This is a genomic window from Cypionkella sp. PAMC25878, from assembly GCF_058135695.1.
Window position 1 is genome coordinate 3,212,851 of record NZ_CM176871.1, and the last position, 16,335, is coordinate 3,229,185.

General features: G+C 58.1%; 17 protein-coding genes and 1 tRNA gene. 7 read left to right on the forward strand and 11 right to left on the reverse strand.

Annotation, left to right across the window (positions count from 1 at the left end):
• Nucleotides 1-292: 292 nt before the first annotated feature.
• The gene (locus tag ACS5RD_RS15780) at nucleotides 293-1,084 is read right to left on the reverse strand and encodes a helix-turn-helix transcriptional regulator (protein WP_489928190.1); all 792 of its coding nucleotides are present in this window, start codon (nucleotides 1,082-1,084) and stop codon (nucleotides 293-295) included.
• An 88-nt stretch (nucleotides 1,085-1,172) separates the two neighbouring features.
• Nucleotides 1,173-1,856, reverse strand: coding sequence for a ribulose-phosphate 3-epimerase (rpe, locus tag ACS5RD_RS15785; protein WP_489928191.1), 684 nt, complete (start codon nucleotides 1,854-1,856; stop codon nucleotides 1,173-1,175).
• A gap of 177 nt (nucleotides 1,857-2,033) precedes the next feature.
• On the opposite strand from rpe, the gene ACS5RD_RS15790 reads away from it, so the two are divergent.
• Nucleotides 2,034-3,044, forward strand: coding sequence for an IS30 family transposase (locus ACS5RD_RS15790; RefSeq protein ID WP_489928192.1), 1,011 nt, complete (start codon nucleotides 2,034-2,036; stop codon nucleotides 3,042-3,044).
• A gap of 87 nt (nucleotides 3,045-3,131) precedes the next feature.
• Here the strand turns inward: ACS5RD_RS15790 and ACS5RD_RS15795 are convergent.
• The 9 genes from ACS5RD_RS15795 to iscR form a co-directional block, all read right to left on the reverse strand.
• Nucleotides 3,132-3,208: transfer RNA gene (locus ACS5RD_RS15795), tRNA-Arg, on the reverse strand.
• Between the two features lie 44 nt (nucleotides 3,209-3,252).
• Nucleotides 3,253-4,473: a cysteine desulfurase gene (locus ACS5RD_RS15800; RefSeq protein WP_489928193.1), complete on the reverse strand. Its 1,221-nt coding sequence runs from the start codon at nucleotides 4,471-4,473 to the stop codon at nucleotides 3,253-3,255.
• A gap of 2 nt (nucleotides 4,474-4,475) precedes the next feature.
• Nucleotides 4,476-5,051 (reverse strand): Yip1 family protein, encoded by a 576-nt coding sequence (locus ACS5RD_RS15805; RefSeq protein ID WP_489928194.1) that lies wholly within the window; start codon nucleotides 5,049-5,051, stop codon nucleotides 4,476-4,478.
• Nucleotides 5,041-5,529, reverse strand: a complete 489-nt coding sequence (locus tag ACS5RD_RS15810; protein ID WP_489928195.1) for a Yip1 family protein — start codon at nucleotides 5,527-5,529, stop codon at nucleotides 5,041-5,043. Before ACS5RD_RS15810 ends, ACS5RD_RS15805 begins: the two co-directional genes overlap by 11 nt.
• Nucleotides 5,530-6,816: a Fe-S cluster assembly protein SufD gene (gene sufD, locus ACS5RD_RS15815; RefSeq protein WP_489928196.1), complete on the reverse strand. Its 1,287-nt coding sequence runs from the start codon at nucleotides 6,814-6,816 to the stop codon at nucleotides 5,530-5,532.
• Complete coding sequence (gene sufC, locus ACS5RD_RS15820; protein WP_489928197.1) at nucleotides 6,816-7,571, reverse strand: Fe-S cluster assembly ATPase SufC; 756 nt, start codon at nucleotides 7,569-7,571, stop codon at nucleotides 6,816-6,818. The genes sufD and sufC overlap by 1 nt, the downstream gene beginning before the upstream one ends.
• Nucleotides 7,572-7,625: 54 nt before the next feature.
• Entirely contained in the window at nucleotides 7,626-9,146 is a 1,521-nt protein-coding gene (gene sufB, locus ACS5RD_RS15825; protein WP_054006093.1) for a Fe-S cluster assembly protein SufB, read from the reverse strand.
• Between the two features lie 34 nt (nucleotides 9,147-9,180).
• Nucleotides 9,181-10,224 (reverse strand): cysteine desulfurase family protein, encoded by a 1,044-nt coding sequence (locus tag ACS5RD_RS15830; RefSeq protein WP_489928198.1) that lies wholly within the window; start codon nucleotides 10,222-10,224, stop codon nucleotides 9,181-9,183.
• Nucleotides 10,221-10,700: a Fe-S cluster assembly transcriptional regulator IscR gene (gene iscR / locus ACS5RD_RS15835; protein WP_489928199.1), complete on the reverse strand. Its 480-nt coding sequence runs from the start codon at nucleotides 10,698-10,700 to the stop codon at nucleotides 10,221-10,223. Before iscR ends, ACS5RD_RS15830 begins: the two co-directional genes overlap by 4 nt.
• Nucleotides 10,701-10,859: 159 nt before the next feature.
• On the opposite strand from iscR, the gene ACS5RD_RS15840 reads away from it, so the two are divergent.
• The 6 genes from ACS5RD_RS15840 to typA all read left to right on the forward strand — a co-directional run bounded on the left by ACS5RD_RS15840 (nucleotide 10,860) and on the right by typA (nucleotide 16,266).
• Complete coding sequence (locus tag ACS5RD_RS15840; protein ID WP_054006090.1) at nucleotides 10,860-11,519, forward strand: alpha/beta hydrolase; 660 nt, start codon at nucleotides 10,860-10,862, stop codon at nucleotides 11,517-11,519.
• A complete protein-coding gene (locus tag ACS5RD_RS15845) occupies nucleotides 11,520-11,780 on the forward strand; it encodes a hypothetical protein (RefSeq protein ID WP_054006089.1) in 261 nt (86 codons plus the stop codon).
• Complete coding sequence (locus ACS5RD_RS15850) at nucleotides 11,777-12,361, forward strand: HD domain-containing protein (RefSeq protein WP_489928200.1); 585 nt, start codon at nucleotides 11,777-11,779, stop codon at nucleotides 12,359-12,361. The genes ACS5RD_RS15845 and ACS5RD_RS15850 overlap by 4 nt, the downstream gene beginning before the upstream one ends.
• Nucleotides 12,362-12,458: 97 nt before the next feature.
• A complete protein-coding gene (locus ACS5RD_RS15855) occupies nucleotides 12,459-13,673 on the forward strand; it encodes an NADP-dependent isocitrate dehydrogenase (protein ID WP_489928201.1) in 1,215 nt (404 codons plus the stop codon).
• A 97-nt stretch (nucleotides 13,674-13,770) separates the two neighbouring features.
• Nucleotides 13,771-14,373, forward strand: coding sequence for a YitT family protein (locus ACS5RD_RS15860; protein ID WP_489928202.1), 603 nt, complete (start codon nucleotides 13,771-13,773; stop codon nucleotides 14,371-14,373).
• A 75-nt stretch (nucleotides 14,374-14,448) separates the two neighbouring features.
• Nucleotides 14,449-16,266 carry a translational GTPase TypA gene (gene typA / locus ACS5RD_RS15865; RefSeq protein ID WP_489928203.1) on the forward strand — a complete coding sequence of 606 codons (1,818 nt, stop codon included), beginning with the start codon at nucleotides 14,449-14,451 and terminating at the stop codon, nucleotides 16,264-16,266.
• The last annotated feature ends 69 nt before the right edge of the window (nucleotides 16,267-16,335 follow it).

A 16,335-nucleotide genomic window follows, 5' to 3' on the forward strand; every position in this document is an offset into this window, starting at 1 on the left:
ACCGGCCCTTTTGCTTTTGGTGCCAAGGACGTAAAGAAAAGACGGCACAGCTCCGGGGGCTGTGCCGTCCTGCGCCGCACCACGGGGATGAGGGTCAGCGCATCTGGTGGCACTGCGGGCTGAATAAGCCGCAACGCCAGTCTGGGGCAGGGGGAGCGCCCCCAATTTGTGCAGGGATGTCCTGTCTGAAAATGCAAACCGACATCGCCTGCTGTCCCAAAGGCCGAAGCCTCCACTCACGGAACAAGGTCAGGATGTCAGTTTACGCAACGTCAGCCTAGTCGGGTAATCCTTACCTTGCGGCCACTGGAACAGGGCTGGCATCGGTTGGATTGCGCTGAAAGATCAGGTTCATAAGGGCTGCTTTCGCCACGGCCTGTGCCGTGGTGTCTACCGACAAAGTGTCCCGCGCAAGGCGCAGGTGTTTTTCCACCATTGCCGCCGAAACCCCCATCAGCAGCGCCACATCCTGGCTGGTCTTACCATCGGCGACCCATTCCAAAGCCTCACGCTGGCGGGTGGTCAAGGCACGCCGACGGTTGGAAAACGGCAGTTGGATCAGCCGCAAATGCAGCATATTGGCGACGGCCAGCAACTCATCATGCTTTTCAGCAAACAGTGCATCTACGGCTTCCACGCTGATCCCCGGATCGGCGATCAGCCCCAGCGCGCCCTTGGCCCGCGCCGAGGTTTCGGGAAAGCTGATAGAAATTCCAGCGGTTATGCCCATCGCGACGTTGTGCTTCACCGTTTCGATTTCCTCGGCACTCAGCCTGCCCGCCAGCATCGCCTCGCGCACCCAAGTCCAGGTGCATGCACCCTCATTGTTCTGCGCCCAGCGAAACGCCGGGGTCTTGGCATAGAACCCATTACGGAAATAGCCCTTGGCATAGGCCTCAGATCCCGTGGTCAGAAACAGCGCGTCATCCGGGTCGCCAATGGTGCGGGTCGATCTAAATCGGGTGAAACCATAGTTCACCAGCCCAAAGCCCAGTGAAGCAAAATACCGCGTCGCCAGCCGCCAGACATCGTCGGCACTGGTGCTTTGCGCAATATTCACCAACAGCGCGTAGCCTGCTGTCACGATCTGTCCTGTCCGGCTGTATCCCCGCACTGATCCATAGGCGCGAATCCGCCGCAAGTCGAGAAAAATGCAGGGCAGGGTTGTACGCTTAAGCTGTGGCCGCCGCCCGGATTGCCGCAATATTAATGCCGTACGGCGCAGGGTTAGCCACCGAGCCGCCCTTGAACACCGCAGAACCCGCCACCAGAACATCTGCGCCAGCCGCCACCACCAAAGGCGCGGTTTCCACCGTCACGCCGCCGTCAATTTCAATATGGATCGGCCGATCGCCAATCATCTTGCGCAGGCTGTGCACCTTATCCAGCTGCGAATGGATAAATTTCTGCCCGCCAAAGCCCGGATTGACCGTCATCACACAGACCATATCCACCATGTCCAGCAGATGGGCCACAGCATCAATCCCAGTTCCCGGATTGATCGCCAGCCCAGCCTTTTTTCCCGTCGCACGAATGGCTTGCAGCGTGCGGTGAATATGCGGACCAGCTTCCAGATGCGCCGAGATCAGATCCGCGCCAGCCGCAGCAAACGCCTCAATGTAACTGTCGACCGGAGCGATCATCAGATGCACATCCATGAAGCCCGTGATATGCGGCCGGATCGCCGCACAGGTCGCAGGCCCAAAAGTGATGTTCGGCACGAAATGCCCATCCATCACATCGACATGCACCCAATCCGCGCCCTCAGCCTCAATCGCACGACACTCAGCCCCAAAGTTGGCAAAGTCGGCGGCAAGGATAGAGGGCGCAATCTTGATCTGGCGGCTGAAGGTCATAGCAGGTTCCATCTGGGTACAAGTTGCGGGTTCATAGGCGTTTTGGCATCTTTGGTCCAGTCCTACATGGCAGTTATATTACATAATATTGATTATCGGATAATTAGGCATAACTCGGGACATTCTATTTTCAGCTGCGACAAATGAGTAACTTCAAATGATTGGATGGAGATTTCCATGATCAATTCACATGTCGAGCTGAATATTGAAGAGCGCAAGGTTCTCGCCCGCCTGCTGCACCACAAGACGCGGATTGCCGAGATTGCGCGCGTGCTGTCGCGGCATCGCTCTACAATCTACCGCGAGATAAGGCGTAACTGGTGGCATGATGTGGAGGTTCCGCAGGCTGACGGGTATTGGCCGCTGACGGCACAGAAGCTGTCGCAGGATCGTCGCCGCAGGTATCAAAAGCTGGTGCTGCATCGGGAGCTTCGCGATGCCGTTGTCGATCGACTGAAGTCCGGATGGTCGCCAGAGCAGATTGCGGGTCGCCTGAAAGCCGAACCTGTTGCACCTTATCGGCTGTGCCATGAGACTATTTATCGCTTCGTCTACTCCCCGGAGGGTCAAAGCCAGGATCTGGCCCGTTATCTGCCCGAGCGTCGGCGTAAGCGGAAGCCCCGTTATGCACGAAAGCCGAGAAGTCTTGTATTTCCAGAGGCTTCCGCAATCCGGTATCGACCGGACGCTGTCAATTCCCGGCAGGAATTCGGACACTGGGAGGCAGACCTGATGATTTTCCGCAAGGAGCACGGCCCTGCTAATGTGACCACAATGGTGGAGCGAAAGACGCGTTTCACAGTCCTGTTTCGCAACAATGATCGCCGCTCCAAGCCGATCATGAATCGGCTGATTGATCTGATGTCTCCCCTGCCCCAATTCGCGCGCCGCAGCCTGACCTTTGATCGCGGTCTGGAGTTCGTCTCATGGCGCGAGCTGGAAAAGGGCATAGGGACCCAGACCTGGTTCTGCGATCCAAAGGCTCCGTGGCAAAAGGGATCGGTCGAGAACATGAACAAAAGGGTGCGCCGTTACCTGCCACCGGACACGGTGATCCTGACCCTGCCAGATGACACGATAGCAAGCCTTTGCGACCGGCTTAACGCCACCCCCCGCAAATGCCTGGGCTATCGCACCCCGGCAGAAATGTTCCGCGAGCATCTCATAGCTCACACAAGGGGGGCGTAATAAAACCGCTTTTCGACGTCGCAACTGAATTAGAAACTGCAGCGACAATCCCACACCCTGCTCAAGATTTCTTACATTTCAGAGAGTTGGTGCACCCAGCACGATTCGAACGTGCGACCTTCGCCTTCGGAGGGCGACACTCTATCCAGCTGAGCTATGGGTGCCTGCGACTGCTATAACGGTTACCGCCTTGGGCTGCAACGCGAAATCAGCCGAAAAGCTCGTGACACAACTCCAAAGCCGAGATCAGCGCGTCGACCTCCTCGGTGGTGTTGTAAAGGCCGAACGACGCCCTGCATGTTGCCCCGACACCGAAGTGCTGCATTAACGGCATCGCACAATGCGTGCCCGCCCGCACCGCAATGCCGCGCTTGTCCAGCACGGTGGAGATATCATGCGCATGTGCTTGACCTTGCAGCGTAAAAGAGAAAATCGCGCCCTTGGTTTCCGACGTTCCCTGCACGCTCAACCAGTTCAGCCCAGCCAGTTTCGCGCGGGCATAGTCGCGCAAACCGCGCTCATGGGCGGCAATATTTTCCATGCCTAGACCTGTCAGATAGTCCAAAGCCACGCCCAGGCCGATCTGCTGCACGATGCCCGGCGTGCCGGCCTCAAACTTCATCGGAGGATCGTTATAGATCACGCTATCGCGCGTCACCTCGCGTATCATATCACCGCCACCAAGGAAGGGCCGCATCTCGGCCATCCGATCCGCCTTGATGAAGAACGCGCCAGAACCACTTGGCCCGTATAGCTTATGTCCGGTGATCGCATAGAAATCGCAGCCAATCGCTTGCACATCCACTGTGCTATGCACCGCCGCTTGGCTGCCATCGACCAGCACCGGCACGCCCCGCGCCTGCGCACCCCGGCAGATTGCGGTTACATCAACAATGGTGCCTAACACATTGGACATATGGGTAATTGCGATCAACTTGGTGCGCGGTGTGATCGCATCCAGCACCGCTTGCGGATCCAGATCACCCTTGGCATCGACCTCGACCCATTTCAGTACCACCCCCAAGCGTTCACGCAGAAAATGCCACGGTACGATATTGGCGTGATGCTCCATGATCGACAGCACGATCTCATCGCCCGCTTGAAACCGCGGTGCCGCCCAAGCGTAGGAAATCAGATTAATGCCTTCCGTAGCACCCGTGGTAAACACAATCTCATGCTCGGAGCCTGCGTTAAGAAAGCGCGCTATCTTGCCACGCGTGGCTTCATACTTGTCAGTCGCAAGATTAGAAAGGTAGTGTAAGCCACGGTGAACATTCGCATATTCCATTGAATAGGCTTGATTCACCGCCTCAATCACCGCTTTCGGCTTTTGCGCCGAGGCCCCGTTGTCGAGATAGACCAACGGCTTGCCATTGACTTGCCGAGCCAAGATCGGGAAATCGCTGCGAATTTTCGCGATATCATACATGATCAGCCTTTCATCCCCATCAGGGCCACCGTCAGCACCGCCATTGCGAACGCCAGCACAAACACTGTGGCGATCAGGCCAAACAGCACTTTGCCGACCGAGCCAAAGCCGTGCAACTCGGCGATAAAACTCGCCAACACCCAGAGAAACAACACCAATCCGAACAGGCCCAAAGCGGCGGCCAAAGATGGCGACAGCACCACCAGCACGATCTGCCCCAGTTGCAACAGGCTCAGCAAAGCCTCGGTCCAAGCGATCAACACCAGCGCATCGGTCAAGCGGCCCCTGCCCCCGAACATCCGCCCGATGCCTTGCACCAGCATCGCCATCACCAGCATTACCAAGCCCTGCAGCACAGCAACTTGCAGCGGATTTTGAAACATTTGAAAAATGTTTGGGTCGATCTGCTCGGGTGCCACCAACATGGAAACCCCAGTTAGACCCGCCGAAATCACTGCCATCAGCGCAATCGCCAGAACGGCCGTCGATGCCGGAAACTGCCAATCCAGCAAGCGGCGGGCGGCGCTGCGCGGGCTTTGCAGACTTTGTTGCAGCAAAAGCGTCAGATCAGCTTGCATCTCCACGCTCCGCTTCCCGCAACATCGAAATCCAGATCCAGACAAAGCCCATAAAAACCAGCCCGGCCACCAGATTTGCCTGCGTCCCCGGCCCAATCATGCCAGCCACTAAACCATGCAGTAGCATCCCCGGCGTCACCGTCAAAAGCGCCGCGAACAACGCCAGCCGCGCAGAGTAATAACTCCCCTGCCCGCCCATTGCTTTAGCAATCCAATGGCTTATCGTCGCCAACAGATACCATGCCGGGATCAAAGCAAGCATCGCCAGCCCTGCCCCCACCAACCGCTGCACCATCGGCACGTCGGGCTGAAGCACTGTCTGCCGCGAAAGGAAAGGCCAACGCGCCACGAAAGCCAACACCATAAACGCCACCAGCAGACTGAAGGCAAACGGCTCGGATTTGGGCCGCTGCAAATGTCGCCGCATCACCGCTTTCGGCTGCCGCCACGCCTGCACAATATCGGTTGTCACTGACATTTAATGCTCGTGACGCGCCAGCCAGCTTTGCAGCCGCTGCCGGATGTCTTCGGAAATCACCTCGTCTTCGATTTCAGAAATCGCCTCGGCCAAGAACGCCAGCACCAGCAGCGATTGCGCTTGCCGCAGTGGCACCCCACGCGAGCGCAGGTAGAACAAAGCGGTTTCGTCAATCGCACCCGAGGTCGAACCGTGGCTGCATTTCACATCATCGGCGTAGATTTCCAGCTCGGGTTTGGCGAGAAACTGGCTGTCGCCATCCAGCATCAACGCCTGACTGATCTGATAGCCATCGGTCTTCTGCGCGCCCTGTTTGACCAGAATCTTGCCCTGAAACACCCCAATCGCGCCGTTTTTCAGCACTTTTTTGAACACCTGCCGGCTTTCGCAGCGCTCGGCGGCATGGGTGATGAACACGGTGTCATCGTGGTGGAAATCACCGTCACCCAAAGCCGCGCCCGCGACATGCGCCACCGAATCCGCGCCAAGCAGTTCCAGCACCGCATCGTTGCGGGTCAGACGGCCATTGGCGGTCAGGGTGAAAGATTTGAACGCCGCATTGCGGCCAATGCGGGCAAACAGATGCGTCACCGCTTGCCGTGTATGCGCCCGGCCCTGTGCGCGGATGTGATGAAAGCGCGCGCCATCGGCGACCTCAATCTCCATCACATGATTTAAGCGCGCCGCAGCCGCTCCGTTCTCCAGAATGGTCACCTCCGCACCGGATTCAACCTTAATGCAGTGATGCAGGGTCACGTCAGAAGTCATTGCTTTGTGTTGGTAAATCAAAGAAATAGGCTTAGATGGCGTCTGCGTCACCCGGATCAGCAGGCCATCACCCGCAAAAGCCGAATTCAGTGCCGCGAAGGGACGCTGCACCGGGCTTTGGCCACGGGTTTCCAGCACGCCATAAAGTCCACTCGCCCAGTGAATATCAGCCTCAGCCGCGTCAGACAGCCGCTCAATCTTCACGCCCTCCAGTGCCAGAGCATCGGATTGGCTGGCATCAAACACGCCATCGACAAATACGATCTTCAACCGATCCACGCCGCTAAACGGCGCAGGCTCGTCGCCCGGATCGAACAGATTGACCGAGGCGGCCTCGACCGCATTCAGCCCGGTCGGATCGGTGTAACGCCAGTACTCGTCGCGTTTTCCCGGTAGCCCCATAGCGGTCAGGCGCGCCAAAGCATCGCTGCGCGCAGCTCCCAGCCAGCCCTGCGGTGCAAAGCTTAAAGCGGCAATCCGCGCCTGCAGCGCATCTTGCTTCGATTGCAAAACCGCCATCAGACACCCTCCGCCAAAAGGTCCGCATAGCCGTTGTTCTCAACTTCCAGCGCCAGCTCTGGCCCGCCGGTTTTGATGATCCGCCCCGCCGCCATGATATGCACGAAATCAGGTTTGATATGGTCGAGAAGACGTTGATAATGCGTGATAACGAGGAACGAACGCCCTGCCCCGCGCAAGGCATTGACGCCTTCCGCCACCAGCTTCATCGCGTCAACATCCAGACCGGAATCCGTCTCGTCCAGGATGCACATCTTCGGTTCCAGCATCGCCATTTGCAGGATCTCGTTGCGCTTTTTCTCGCCGCCCGAGAAGCCGACATTGACCGGGCGCTTCAGCATCTCAGCATCAATTTGCAGTGCCTTCGCCTTTTCCCGCACCAGTTTCAGGAAATCACCCGCCGAGATTTCCGCCTCACCGCGCGCCTTGCGCTGCGCGTTCACCGCGGTGCGCAGAAAGGTCATGTTGCCGACGCCGGGGATTTCCACCGGGTATTGAAACGCCAAAAATAGCCCCGCCGCAGCCCGCGCTTCGGGCTCCATCTCCAGCAGCTCTTGACCTTCAAGCTTGGCCGAACCCTCTGTCACCACATAGCCATCGCGGCCCGACAGCACGTAAGACAGCGTCGATTTGCCCGAGCCGTTTGGCCCCATGATCGCATGCACTTCGCCAGCGCCGATCTTTAGGTTAACGCCGCGCAGAATGATTTTATCTTCTTCTTCAAGTTTGACGTGCAGGTTATTGATTTCGAGCATTTTTCCCTCATTCATCTCTTGGCGCAGCCCCAAAGAGCCGCGCGCCACAAATTCTTAGCCGACCGAGCCTTCAAGGCTGATCGCCACCAGACTTTGCGCTTCCATTGCAAATTCCATCGGCAGGGCTTGCAGAACTTCCTTGCAGAAACCGTTCACCACCAGCGCCACCGCTTCTTCCTCATCCATCCCGCGCGAGCGGCAATAGAACAGCTGATCCTCATCCACCTTGCTGGTGGTCGCCTCGTGCTCCACCCGGCTGGAATTGTTCTTTACCTCGATATAGGGCACGGTATGCGCGCCGCATTTATCGCCGATCAGCAGGCTGTCGCATTGGGTATAGTTGCGGCTGTCGGTGGCTTTTGGGTGCATCGACACCAACCCACGATAGGTGTTCTGCGCCCTGCCCGCCGATATGCCCTTGGAAACAATACGCGATTTCGTGCGCTTGCCCAAATGCACCATCTTGGTACCGGTGTCGGCTTGCTGGGCGTTGTTGGCGATGGCGATCGAGTAAAACTCACCCTGTGAATCATCACCGCGCAGGATGCAGGACGGGTATTTCCAGGTAATCGCGGAGCCAGTCTCAACTTGGGTCCACATCACTTTCGCCCGGTCGCCCCGGCAATCGGCGCGTTTGGTGACGAAGTTATAGATGCCACCAAGCCCGTTTTCATCGCCCGGATACCAGTTTTGCACCGTCGAGTATTTCACCTCGGCATCTTCCAAAATCACCAGTTCCACCACCGCCGCATGCAGCTGATTGGTGTCGCGTTTTGGCGCGGTGCAGCCTTCCAAGTAGCTGACATAGCTGCCTTTATCGGCGATGATCAAGGTGCGCTCAAACTGGCCGGTGTTCTCGGCATTGATGCGGAAATAGGTCGAAAGCTCCATCGGGCAGCGGGTGCCGGGCGGGATATAAACAAACGAGCCATCGGAAAACACCGCCGAATTCAGCGTCGCAAAGAAGTTATCCGACTGCGGCACCACCGAGCCTATGTATTTCTTCACCAGTTCCGGGTGCTCTTTGATCGCTTCCGAAATCGAGCAGAAAATCACCCCAGCTTTGGCCAGTTCCGCCTTGAACGTGGTGCCAACCGAGACGGAATCGAACACCGCATCGACCGCGACCTTCCGCTCGCCCATCGTCTCAGCGCCCTCAACCCCGGCAAGAATAAGCTGTTCTTTCAATGGGATGCCAAGCTTCTTATAGGTCGCCAAAATTTTCGGATCAACCTCGTCCAATGACTTCGGCTTCACCGCCATGCTTTTCGGCTTGGCGTAGTAATACTGATCCTGATAGTCGATTTTCGGATAGTGCAGCATCGCCCAATGCGGCTCTTCCATCTGCACCCAACGCCGATACGCGGTCAGACGCCATTCCAGCATCCATTCCGGTTCTTCGTTTTTCGATGAAATCAGCCGCACGATGTCTTCCGACACGCCCTTCGGCGCGTAATCCATCTCAATCTCAGTCGACCAGCCGTATTTATAGGTGCCAGACATCGCATGAACGGTCTCGATCGTCTCACGATCAACCCCGTCGCGCACTTCCAGATCCAGATCGGTCATCGTCATATTCCTTTTATCCCAAGGTGTTGCCACCTGATATTCACGCGTTGCGCGAACGTATCCGTTTGTAGTCCCGCGCCCAGGCCTCGGCGAAGCGCAGCACATTATCTTGCGTCACATTCGGCCCCAGCGAGATGCGGATCGCCTGACCCGCCGCCGCCTCATCATAGCCCATCGCCTTCAGCACCCGACTGGCGCGCACCTTGCCACTGGAGCAGGCAGAGCCCGCTGAAACCGCAAACCCCGCCAGATCCATTGCCATTACCTGCGTCTCGCCCTTCCAACCGGGCGCGATCAGGTTCAACGTGTTCGGCAAACGTTTCGCCCTATTCCCGACTGAAATAATCTCAAATCCCATGGCGGACAATGCTGAATCTAGAATATTTCTAATTTCCGCCACGCGGTCCCAAACCCCATCCGCCAAATCCCGCGCAGCCGCCTCTGCCGCAGCTGCAAATCCCGTGATGCCAATCAGGTTTTCGGTGCCAGCCCGCCGCCCCATCTCTTGCCCGCCGCCCTTCAGTTGCGAGGCCACGTCCAGCCCCCGCCGCAGCACCAAAGCGCCGACACCCTTCGGGCCGCCCAGCTTATGCGCGGACACCAAGCCCATGTCGCAACCCAGCCAATTGAACGCCAAGGGCAGCTTGCCAAAGCCTTGAGTCAAATCAGAAACCGCCAGCCCTTGCGGCAAATCTTGCACCACGCCCGTCTCGGAATTCGCCAGTTGCAGCGCCGTGCGAGCAGGCTCTAACACCGTCACCCTGCCATCCGAATCCACCGAAAGCCCCGGATCACACCAAGCCGAAACCGCCTCATGCTCCACGTCAGCACAACGCAGACCCTGCCCGGCACAAGCCAAAGCCGCAGCCTCGGTTGCCCCCGAGGTGAACACAATATCCGCGCCCTCTGCCCCCAAAGCACTTGCGATCTTACCGCGCGAGCGTTCCATCAACGCCTTCGCCGCCCGCCCCTCGGCATGCACCGAAGACGGATTGCCCACCACCTCCATCGCCGCAATCATCGCCGCGCGGGCTTCAGGGCGCAGCGGCGTGGTCGCGTTCCAATCGAGGTAAATCCGGCTCATTCGTCCACCACCTCATCCACCACCCGGAACAAAGCAGGCACCGCAGGACACGGCGTCATCGCATTGCCGATCACGTCTGACAGCCGGGTCTGGTGCAAAAACACATAGACATGCGCCGAAAGCCCCTCCCACAGCCGGTTGGTCAGGCTTTGCGCACGGCTTCCCGACACGCCACCCGAGGCCCCGGCGCCGGAATGCATCGCATCGACGTTCTCCTCAACCGCCTCCATCACCTCGGAAATCCGAATGGAATCCGGGCTGCGCGCCAGACGATAACCGCCGCCCGGCCCGCGCACCGCCTCGACCAGCCCGGCGCGGCGTAGCTTGACAAACAACTGCTCCAGATAGGGCAGTGACAGATCCTGCCGCTTGGCAATCGCCGCCAGCGACATCAGCTCATCGCCGCCTTTGACCTCGGCCAAAGCCAGATCGGCCAGCGCCACCATCGCGTAACGCCCCTTGGTCGATAGTTTCATGCCCAGCACCCACCCAATTTCGTGACTATCCATTGACGTCGGGGGTGCGTCCGCTTAACTCAACCCCAGTCCATGAGCGGTTTTGCCGCTTTAGAATGGTTCTAGTATATCCGAGCGAATTCGTCAACAATTCGTTCAGAAAACAGGCACGGAGCTTACATGCCCGAAGTTATTTTCGCCGGCCCAGAAGGCCGCCTCGAAGCGCGATACCATCCGCAAAAAGAGCGTGATGCGCCTATTGCCATCGTGCTGCACCCGCATCCCGCTTACGGCGGCACGATGAACAACAAGGTTGTCTACAACCTGCATTATGCGTTCTACAACCTTGGCTTCACCGTGATGCGGTTCAACTTCCGCGGTGTCGGGCGTAGCCAAGGCGAATATGACATGGGCATTGGTGAGCTGTCGGATGCAGCCAGCGCTTTGGATTACCTGCAAAGCATGAACCAAAACGCCAAGCATTGCTGGGTCGCCGGGTTCAGCTTTGGTGCGTGGATCGGCATGCAACTGCTGATGCGCCGCCCGGAAATCACCGGCTTTATCTCGGTCGCCCCCCCGGCGAACCTGTATGATTTCAGCTTCTTGGCACCCTGCCCAGCTTCTGGCTTGATCATCAACGGCACCGCGGACAAGGTGGCACCGCCGAAAGATACCGTCAATCTGGTGAACAAATTGCACGAGCAGAAGGGCATTACCGTCACCCATACCCAGATCGAGGGTGCCGATCACTTCTTCAAGGATGAGGAAGCCCATATGAAGCCGATGATCGACACGGTTTCTACTTATGTGAAGCGTCGTCTGACGGAAGTGACCCGCTAAATGGGCGTCGTCGAGGATATGGGCGATGCGCTCGCCCGGGACGTGATCGCCGCGATGGAAGAACTCGACGACCACCGCCTGCCCGATAAGGTGTCCAAAGTGCTGCTGGATGCCTCGCCGACCATGCAAGAGGCGTTCCTGACCGCCTACCGCGTCCGCGTCGCTGAACAGCGCGGGCGCAAATACATCGACGCTTTGCTGAAAGCCAAACGCGAAGGCACAGCGCCCCCGCCCGGCCCCCATATGCAGAGCGGCCATTGACGGCCCGGCTGGAAGCGCAATTCGCGTTTCTGAATGAGGCAGATCGCCTGAAATCGGTGCTGCGCGCCACGACCCTGTGCGATGGCTCGCGGGTCGAAAACTCCGGTGAACATAGTTGGCATCTGGCGCTTTACGCGCTGGTGCTGGCCGACCAAGCCGCCCCCGGCGTTGATATTTCCCGCGTGATCAAGATGCTGCTGGTGCATGATCTGGTCGAGATCGACGTCGGCGACGTGCCGATCCATTCGGCAGACGGCAAAGCCCATGCCTCCACCGAGACCCAAGCCGCCGAATCCCGCGCCGCTGATCGGATCTTCGGCCTCCTCCCCAATGACCTAAGCTCCGACCTTCGCGCGATCTGGGATGAGTTTGAAGCAGCCCAAACCCCCGACGCCATCTTCGCCAAATCCCTAGACCGCGTGCAGCCAGTGATGGCCAACCTGCAATCGGGCGGTGGCACTTGGATCGAATACAACGTCACCGCTGAACAGCTGGAAACCCGCGTCGGCAGTAAAATCGCCAAAGGTGCCCCACGCCTGTGGGATTGGGTGCGCGCAAAGACCCACAACTTTTTCAAATAACCCCGCGACAATTCGGTATACCGTCGCATACCATCTTCCCTTTCAGATGATTTTCACCTAAACCCTGCACAAGCACAACCAAACATAAGGGGCCGACATGACCAAGATTAAGGTAGCGAATCCCGTCGTCGAACTCGACGGCGACGAGATGACCCGGATCATCTGGGACTTCATCAAGCAAAAGCTGATCCTGCCCTACCTCGACATTGATCTGAAATATTACGATCTGGGCATTGAAGAGCGTGATCGCACCAATGACCAGATCACCATCGACAGCGCCCATGCGATCCAGAAATACGGTGTCGGCGTCAAATGTGCCACGATCACCCCGGATGAGCAACGGGTTGAGGAATTCGGCCTGAAACAGATGTGGAAATCGCCCAACGGCACCATCCGCAACATCTTGGGCGGCGTGATCTTCCGCGAGCCGATCATCTGCAAAAACGTACCCCGTCTGGTTCCGGGCTGGACCAAACCCATCGTGGTGGGCCGTCACGCTTTCGGCGATCAGTACAAAGCCACCGATTTCCGCTTCCCCGGTGCGGGCAAACTGACGATGAAATTCGTCGGCGACGATGGCACGGTGATCGAGAAAGAAGTTTATCAGGCGCCGTCCTCGGGCGTTTACATGGGCATGTATAACCTTGACGACTCTATCCACGACTTCGCGCGTTCATCGTTCAACTATGGTTTGCTCAAAGGCTGGCCGGTGTATCTGTCGACCAAGAACACCATCCTGAAAGCCTATGATGGCCGCTTCAAAGACATCTTCGCCAAAGTTTACGCCGAGGAGTTTGAAGACCAATTCAAGGCCGCTGGCATCCATTACGAACACCGCCTGATTGATGATATGGTGGCCTCCGCGATGAAATGGTCGGGCGGCTATGTCTGGGCCTGCAAAAACTACGACGGCGATGTGCAGTCCGATACCGTGGCACAAGGCTTCGGCTCGCTCGGCCTGATGACCTCGATCCTGATGACCCCCGATGGTCAGACGGTAGAGGCCGAAGCCGCGCACGGCACCGTCACCCGCCACTTCCGCGAGCATCAGAAGGGCAAGGCGACCAGCACCAACTCGATCGCTTCGATCTTCGCCTGGACTGGTGGTCTGAAGCACCGCGCCAAGTTGGACAGCAATGAACAACTGATGCGCTTTGCCAGCACACTTGAAAAAGTCACCGTGGATGCGGTGGAAGACGGCTGGATGACCAAGGATCTGGCTTTGCTGGTTGGCCCCGATCAGAAATGGCTGACCACGATGGGCTATCTGGAAAAGGTCGACGAATATCTGAACAAAGCCCTGCAAGGCTAAGCTACAAAGGCCCGGACGATGGTTCCGGGCCTTTTTCTTACGGCAATTATAGGTCAGTATTATTGACACAGATGCCGCAACTGCATTACAGAGCCCCATGACCGACGCCAACCGCCATTCCGCCATCGAAGACGCCCAAGGCATCGCCTTCGGCGTCTGTATGGCTGCCGTCGGCATGCACATCCTGACCTACATGGGCTTCATCGCAGGCCAAACCACCGGCGTCGCAGCTCTGATCAGCTATGCCACCGGATGGCCGTTCTCGGCGGTGTATTTCAGCATATCCTTGCCGTTCCTGTGGTTCGGCTACAAGCGCATGGGGCTGGAATTCACCCTGAAAACCTTCCTCTGCGTCGCCCTGCTATCCCTCGCCATCGCCATCCTGCCACGTTGGCTGTCATTTTCGCACATCCAACCCGCCTTCGCTGCTGTCCTCTTCGGCATCCTGTTCGGCATCGCCGCCCTTGCCGTTGTCCGCCACGGCGGCAGCTTTGGCGGGATCTCGATCCTTTGGCTGATCCTGCAAGACCGCACCGGGTTCCAAGCCGGCTACGCACAACTGATTTTCGACGCCGTGCTATTCACTGTCTCACTGTTGTTTCTTGATTGGCATGTTCTGGGCTGGTCCTTCCTTGGTGCCGCTGTTTTCAACCTATTCCTCGCAATCAACCACCGCCGCGACCGATACATCGCCACCTGAAAAGGTTCCTCTGGCGTTTCCGGCCCATCTAGGCTATCGCCGCGCCAAAGCTGACAAAAGAAAGAGACCTCCCCGATGGAGCTTCGCAACATCGCCATTATCGCGCACGTCGACCATGGCAAGACCACCCTCGTTGATGAATTGCTGAAACAGTCCGGTTCGTTCCGCGACAACCAAGCGGTTGCCGAGCGTGCGATGGACAGCAACGACATTGAACGCGAGCGTGGCATCACCATTCTTGCGAAATGCACCAGCCTTGAATGGGGCGGCGCGCGGATCAACATCGTCGACACCCCCGGCCACGCTGACTTTGGCGGCGAGGTTGAACGTATTCTGTCGATGGTTGACGGTGTTGTACTGCTGGTCGACGCTGCCGAAGGTCCGATGCCGCAAACCAAATTCGTCACCGCGAAAGCCCTCGCCTTGGGTCTGCGCCCGATCGTGGTGCTGAACAAAGTTGACAAGCACGACGCCGAACCCTCGCGCGCACTGAACGAAGTCTTCGATCTGTTCGCCAACCTCGGCGCCGATGATGATCAACTCGATTTCCCGGTGCTTTACGCCTCGGGCCGCTCGGGCTGGGCGGATGTTGAACTCGACGGCCCGCGCAAGGATCTGAACGCGCTTTATGAATTGGTGATCAAGCACGTCCCGGAACCCGCGCAAATCGCACGCCGCGCCGAGCCGTTCCAAATGCTGGCAACCACCCTGTCGGCTGACCCGTTCATCGGCCGTATCCTGACTGGTCGGGTTGAGGCTGGCACCCTGCGCGCGGGCGAAACCATCAAAGCCCTGGCGCGTGATGGCAGCAAGATTGAGCAATTCCGCGTCTCGAAAGTGCTGGCCTACCGTGGTCTGGTGATGACGCCGATTGACGCCGCAGAGGCCGGCGATATCGTCACCCTGTCGGGCATGACCAAAGCCACCGTGGCGGACACGCTCTGCGCTTTGGAAATCGAAACCGCGATCCCGGCGCAACCGATTGATCCGCCGACGATTTCGATCACCTTCGGCATCAATGACTCGCCACTGGCTGGCAAAGAAGGCTCGAAAGTACAGTCGCGCATCATCCGCGAACGCCTGATGAAAGAAGCCGAGATCAACGTCGCGATCAAGGTCACCGACACCCCCGGCGGCGACGCCTTTGAAGTCGCGGGTCGCGGCGAATTGCAAATGGGCGTGCTGATCGAAAACATGCGCCGCGAAGGCTTTGAGCTGTCGATCAGCCGCCCGCGTGTGCTGTTCCAAGACATCGACGGCGTGAAATCCGAGCCGATTGAAGAAGTCACCATCGACGTCGATGATGAATACACCGGCGCCGTGATTGAAAAACTCACCGGTCCCCGCAAGGGCGATCTGGTCGAGATGAAGCCAGCAGGCGTTGGCAAAACCCGTCTGATCGCGCATGTTCCGTCGCGCGGCCTGATCGGCTATCACGGTCAGTTCATGACCGACACCCGCGGCACCGGCGTTTTGAACCGCGTGTTCCATGATTGGGCACCACACAAGGGACCGATTGAGGGCCGCCGTCAGGGCGTGTTGATCTCGATGGAATCCGGCATTTCGGTCGCCTATGCGATGTGGAAACTGGAAGATCGCGGCCACTTCTTCATTGGCGTGCAGGAACCGGTCTACACTGGCATGATCATTGGCGAACACTCCCGCGATAACGATCTGGAAGTGAACCCGCTGAAGGGCAAGCAGCTGACCAACGTCCGCGCCTCGGGCACCGACGAAGCTGTCCGCCTGACCACCCCGGTGAAACTCAGCCTTGAGCAATGCATCGCCTATATCGACGATGATGAGCTGGTCGAAGTGACGCCAAAATCGGTGCGGATGCGCAAACGCTACCTTGATCCGAACGAACGCAAACGCAACTCGCGCTCGGCCTAAAGAAAAACCCGCCGCAAGGCGGGTTTTTTCATTGTCAGAGCCAGCCATCTCAAAAGTTGATTATTGTTG

What these genes read in the sequence shown, in the direction of transcription:
- rpe (WP_489928191.1), bottom strand. Translation starts at nt 1,856, where the DNA reads ATGACCTTCAGCCGCCAGATCAAGATTGCGCCCTCTATCCTTGCCGCC.
- ACS5RD_RS15790 (WP_489928192.1), top strand. Translation starts at nt 2,034, where the DNA reads ATGATCAATTCACATGTCGAGCTGAATATTGAAGAGCGCAAGGTTCTC.
- ACS5RD_RS15800 (WP_489928193.1), bottom strand. Translation starts at nt 4,473, where the DNA reads ATGTATGATATCGCGAAAATTCGCAGCGATTTCCCGATCTTGGCTCGG.
- ACS5RD_RS15805 (WP_489928194.1), bottom strand. Translation starts at nt 5,051, where the DNA reads ATGCAAGCTGATCTGACGCTTTTGCTGCAACAAAGTCTGCAAAGCCCG.
- ACS5RD_RS15810 (WP_489928195.1), bottom strand. Translation starts at nt 5,529, where the DNA reads ATGTCAGTGACAACCGATATTGTGCAGGCGTGGCGGCAGCCGAAAGCG.
- sufD (WP_489928196.1), bottom strand. Translation starts at nt 6,816, where the DNA reads ATGGCGGTTTTGCAATCGAAGCAAGATGCGCTGCAGGCGCGGATTGCC.
- sufC (WP_489928197.1), bottom strand. Translation starts at nt 7,571, where the DNA reads ATGCTCGAAATCAATAACCTGCACGTCAAACTTGAAGAAGAAGATAAA.
- sufB (WP_054006093.1), bottom strand. Translation starts at nt 9,146, where the DNA reads ATGACGATGACCGATCTGGATCTGGAAGTGCGCGACGGGGTTGATCGT.
- ACS5RD_RS15830 (WP_489928198.1), bottom strand. Translation starts at nt 10,224, where the DNA reads ATGAGCCGGATTTACCTCGATTGGAACGCGACCACGCCGCTGCGCCCT.
- iscR (WP_489928199.1), bottom strand. Translation starts at nt 10,700, where the DNA reads ATGAAACTATCGACCAAGGGGCGTTACGCGATGGTGGCGCTGGCCGAT.
- ACS5RD_RS15840 (WP_054006090.1), top strand. Translation starts at nt 10,860, where the DNA reads ATGCCCGAAGTTATTTTCGCCGGCCCAGAAGGCCGCCTCGAAGCGCGA.
- ACS5RD_RS15845 (WP_054006089.1), top strand. Translation starts at nt 11,520, where the DNA reads ATGGGCGTCGTCGAGGATATGGGCGATGCGCTCGCCCGGGACGTGATC.
- ACS5RD_RS15855 (WP_489928201.1), top strand. Translation starts at nt 12,459, where the DNA reads ATGACCAAGATTAAGGTAGCGAATCCCGTCGTCGAACTCGACGGCGAC.
- ACS5RD_RS15860 (WP_489928202.1), top strand. Translation starts at nt 13,771, where the DNA reads ATGACCGACGCCAACCGCCATTCCGCCATCGAAGACGCCCAAGGCATC.
- typA (WP_489928203.1), top strand. Translation starts at nt 14,449, where the DNA reads ATGGAGCTTCGCAACATCGCCATTATCGCGCACGTCGACCATGGCAAG.